Annotated in this window: 4 protein-coding genes; 3 read left to right on the plus strand and 1 reads right to left on the minus strand. The window is 71.4% G+C overall.

Annotation, left to right across the window (positions count from 1 at the left end; genetic code table 11):
- Positions 1 to 646 (minus strand): PP2C family serine/threonine-protein phosphatase (locus FE811_RS25965; RefSeq protein WP_140849385.1); only part of this gene is annotated, 646 nt, incomplete at its 3' end.
- A gap of 187 nt (positions 647 to 833) precedes the next feature.
- Here FE811_RS25965 and FE811_RS25970 point away from each other — a divergent pair.
- The 3 genes from FE811_RS25970 to FE811_RS25980 all read left to right on the plus strand — a co-directional run.
- Positions 834 to 1,346, plus strand: coding sequence for an OmpA family protein (locus tag FE811_RS25970; protein ID WP_166435530.1), 513 nt, complete (start codon positions 834 to 836; stop codon positions 1,344 to 1,346).
- A gap of 112 nt (positions 1,347 to 1,458) precedes the next feature.
- Positions 1,459 to 3,228 carry a ShlB/FhaC/HecB family hemolysin secretion/activation protein gene (locus FE811_RS25975; protein ID WP_116221950.1) on the plus strand — a complete coding sequence of 590 codons (1,770 nt, stop codon included), beginning with the start codon at positions 1,459 to 1,461 and terminating at the stop codon, positions 3,226 to 3,228.
- A 31-nt stretch (positions 3,229 to 3,259) separates the two neighbouring features.
- Positions 3,260 to 4,078: filamentous hemagglutinin N-terminal domain-containing protein (locus FE811_RS25980; protein ID WP_181180982.1), on the plus strand; the 819-nt coding region annotated here is incomplete at its 3' end.

Below are 4,078 nucleotides of genomic sequence, written 5' to 3' on the forward strand. Positions count from 1 at the left end.
CCAGCGCCGTGCCGGGCCGGGTCTCGCGCAGCGCCTGGGCCAGCGCGGCATCGGCCAGCACATGCGTCAGCCCGTCCGAGCAAAGCAGCAGCCGGTCCCCCGCCGCCAGGTCCAGCGCCGCCAGTTCCGGCGCCGCCCCCGCCCCCACGGCGCGGGTGACGATATTGGCCTGGGGGTGGTCGCGCGCCGCCTCGGGCGCCAGCTTGCCGGCATCGACCAGTTCCTGCACCAGCGAATGGTCGCGGGTCAGCCGCGCCAGCCGGTCCTCGCGCAGCAGATAGGCCCGCGCGTCCCCAGCCCAGGCCAGCGTCAGTCGCCCGCGCCGGATCACTGCCGCGACGGCGGTGGCGCCGATCACCGCGCCCTCGCTGCGGCCGCGCGCCGCGATCAGCGCATCGGCCGCGGCAAAGCGCGCGGCCAGCGCGGCGGCGGGGTCTTCGCCGTCGGCGACCGTCTCGAGCGCGTCGATCACCCGGTCCGCGGCATAGCCGCCCAGCCGGTGCCCGCCCATGCCGTCGGCCACCGCCCAGACCCGGCCCGAGGGATCGACCAGGATCGCATCCTCGTTCTGGTCGCGCACCGTGCCGCGATGGGTCAGCCCCGCGCCCCTGACCGACAGGCCGCGCCGGGTGGTGGGACCGTTCACCGGGTGATCCTTTGCGGGCAAGGCAGCCTCATCCCGAACAATCGCGCAAGAATTGAAAACATCTTTAGTTTAGCGTAAAATAATCTTTCAGGGATGCAGTTTTTTTATGGTGATTCCCGTGCTGCGGACCGGCTTGGCCATATTGTCCGGTATTTGCCTTCTGGTCGGTTCCGCCCAGGGGCAGGACTTGACCGAAGAACAGATCCTGCAACGCTTCGAGGCCCAGCGCGAGATGTATCGCGCCACCGTCCAGGGCCAGAAGACGCGCGGGCTGGACATGATCGCCGTCCCCCAGGGCGGCGAGCCGGCAGGGGCCGAGGCGCCGGCAGAGGGCGGCACCGTGGTCTTCGGCGAGTTCGCGCCCGAGCTTCAGGTCAATATCGCCATCCGCTTCGCCTTCGATTCCGCCAGCATCGCGCCCGACCAGCACCCGCTGCTGGAAAAGATGTGCGGGGCCATGCGGCAGTCGGACGTGGCGCTGTTCCGCATCGTCGGCCATACCGACGCCAAGGGCTCGGACAGCTATAACGAGACGCTTTCGAAGCTGCGCGCCGAAGAGGTGCGCCGCTGGCTGGTCCAGGATTGCGGCATCGCCGCAGCGCGGCTGGAGGCGCTTGGCATGGGCAAGCGCTTCCTGGCCAATCCCGCCGACCCGGCGGCGGCCGAGAATCGCCGGGTCGAGTTCCAGGCATTGAGTTGACGCGACGGGCCGCCCCGGCAGCGGCTGGATACCGATAAGAAGAACGCTTTCGACGGGCTGACGAAACCGGGGCGGCATCCCTGCCGCCGCATCGTTCGGGGGAGGCAGGAACGTGACATCTGCAAGACGCGGCATCCGCCGGCCACGCCCCTTCGCCCGCCCGGCAGGCTGGATCGCGGCGCTTGCCGCGGCGGCCCTGCTGGCGGGGCCGGCGCAGGGCCAGACAGGGATCCCGACCGCAAGCCAGATCACCCAGGACAGCTACCAGCCGCCGATGCAGCGGCTGACCGGCGCGGTGGTGTTCAGCGGCTCGCCGGGGCTGGCCGCGCCCGAGGGCGCCGAGCGGCTGTCGATCCAGCTGGCCGATGTCCGGGTCGAGGGCGCCCTGCCCGGCAGCGAAGCCCGCATCGCCGCGCTGCGCCAGCGCCTGACCGGCAAGCGGATCGCGGTGTCCGAGATCTTCGCCGCCGCCTCGGACCTGGAGGCGGGCTTCGTGCGCGACGGCTATGTGCTGGCGCGCGTGGTCATCCCGGCGCAGACGCTGGAGGATGGCGGCCCGCTGCGCCTGACCGTGGTCAACGGCTTTGTCGAGAAGATCGACACCAGCGCCGCACCCCCCGGCCTGCGCGCCCGGCTGGACGCCGTGACCGCGCCGCTGGTCGACCGCCCCACCCTGCGCCTGCCCGACATCGAGCGGCGGCTGCTGCTGGCGGGCGACATGTTCGGCGTCGCGCTGGGATCGGCGCTGTCCACCGGCGCCCGGCCCGGCGGCACGGTCATCATCCTGAACCCGCAATTCCGCACGATTACCGGCTTCGTCGGGCTGGACAACAGCTTCTCGCGCGAGCTGGGGCGGTGGAACCTCAGCGCCGGGGTCGAGCTGAACAACCAACTCGGCCGGGGCGAGGTGTTCTACCTGCGCGCCTCGGGCCATCCCAAGCTGGGCGAGCGGGGCTATCTGGACGACCGGCCGCAATTGCGCACGCTGGCGGGCGGCGCGGTGTTTCCGCTGGGCAACGACGGGCTGACCTTCGGGATCGAGGCGGCCAGTTCCAAGGCCGGGCCGGACAGCGGCGACGTGGCCACGGCCTCGGATTTCGACCGGCTGTCTTTGCGGCTGTTCTATCCGGTGGTGCGCTCGGTCAAGCGCAACATCTCGGTCACGGCGGCGCTGGACCTGCAACGCGACCGGCAGGATCTGGAAACCGGCGCCGGCGATTTCGGGATCTACAAGGACCGCACCCGCGTCCTGCGCCTGACCGGCGAGGGCAACTGGCAGCTTTCCGACCAAAGCGCGCTGCGCATGGCAGCCGTCCTGTCGGTGGGGCTGGACGCCCTGGGCGCGCGCAGCGCCGCCGAGGCGACACCGGCCGAGCCCCTGTCACGGGCCGGCGCGGATGCGGATTTCCGCAAGCTGGAGCTGTCCTTCCGCTACGACCGCGACTTTCGCCAGGACTGGAGCATGGCGCTGTCGGGGCAGGCGCAGAGCGCCTTCGGCGACCCGCTGCTGTCGAGCGAGCAATTCGGCATCGCCTCGACCGAGGGGCTGTCGGCCTTTGACCTGGGCAGCCTTTCGGGCGATTCCGGCTGGTTCCTGCGCGGCGAGGTGGCGCGGCATTTCCCGGCGCAGGGCTTCGGGCATCCGCTGGTGGTCAGCCCCTATGTCTTTGCCGCCATGGGCGCGGTCCATCTGGAGAATCCCACCGCCGACGAGGCTGCGCGCATCGAGGCCAGCTCGTTCGGCATCGGCGTCGATCTGCGGCTGATCCGCGATCCCAGCTATTCCTCGGCGCTCATCAGGTTGGAATACGGCAAAGGGAACAGGGACGATGGCCAGGAAGATCCCTCGCGTTTCACGATCGTCAGCACCTATCGCTTCTAGCCCCGGCCGCCGGCTTTGGGCGGCGCTGCTCATGTGCAGCGCGCTGGTGCCGGGATCGCTGGCGGCGCAGACCCTGCCCAGCGGGCCGAACGTGGTCGGCGGCAGCGCCAGCGTCACCACGCCGAACCCCGGCGCCATGCGGGTCGACCAGCAAAGCGACCGCGCCATCATCGACTGGACCAGCTTCAGCATCGGCGCCGGCGGCTCGGTCCGGGTGCATCAGCCGGGGCGCGATGCGGCGCTGCTGAACCGCGTGACCGGCGACAGCCCGACCCGGATCGACGGCTTCCTGGGCGCGAACGGCCAGGTCTTCGTCGTCAACCGCAACGGCATCCTGGTCGGGCGCGAGGGGCGCATCGCCACCGCGGGCTTCGTCGGCTCGACGCTGGACATCTCGAACGAGGATTTCACCGCCGGCCGGCTGCGCTTTTCCGGCGACCGGCCCGGCAGCGTCGAGAATCGCGGCCGCATCGACATCATCCCCGGCGGCTATGCCGCGCTCTTGGGCGGGCGGGTCGCCAACAGCGGCACGATCCGCGTGCCGCTGGGCACGGTGGGGCTGGGCGCGGGGCGGCGGGCGGTGCTGAACCTTTCGGGCGACGACTTCCTGTCGGTGGCCCTGCCCCCGGCCGAGGACGGCGACGCCATGGCGCTGGTCCGGCAGAACGGCCGCATCTCGGCCGATGGCGGCGTGATCGAGATCGAGGCGGCGACGGCGCGCCATGCCGCGCGCCATGCGATCAACCTGACCGGCGTGACCGAGGCGCGCACCGTCTCGGGCCGCTCGGGGCGGGTGGTGCTGGGCGGCGGCGACGGCGGCCGGGTGCGCATCGCCGGCCGGGTCGATGCC

Origin of the sequence: Paracoccus sp. FO-3, from assembly GCF_006386455.1 — a bacterium.
Classification (GTDB): domain Bacteria; phylum Pseudomonadota; class Alphaproteobacteria; order Rhodobacterales; family Rhodobacteraceae; genus Paracoccus; species Paracoccus versutus.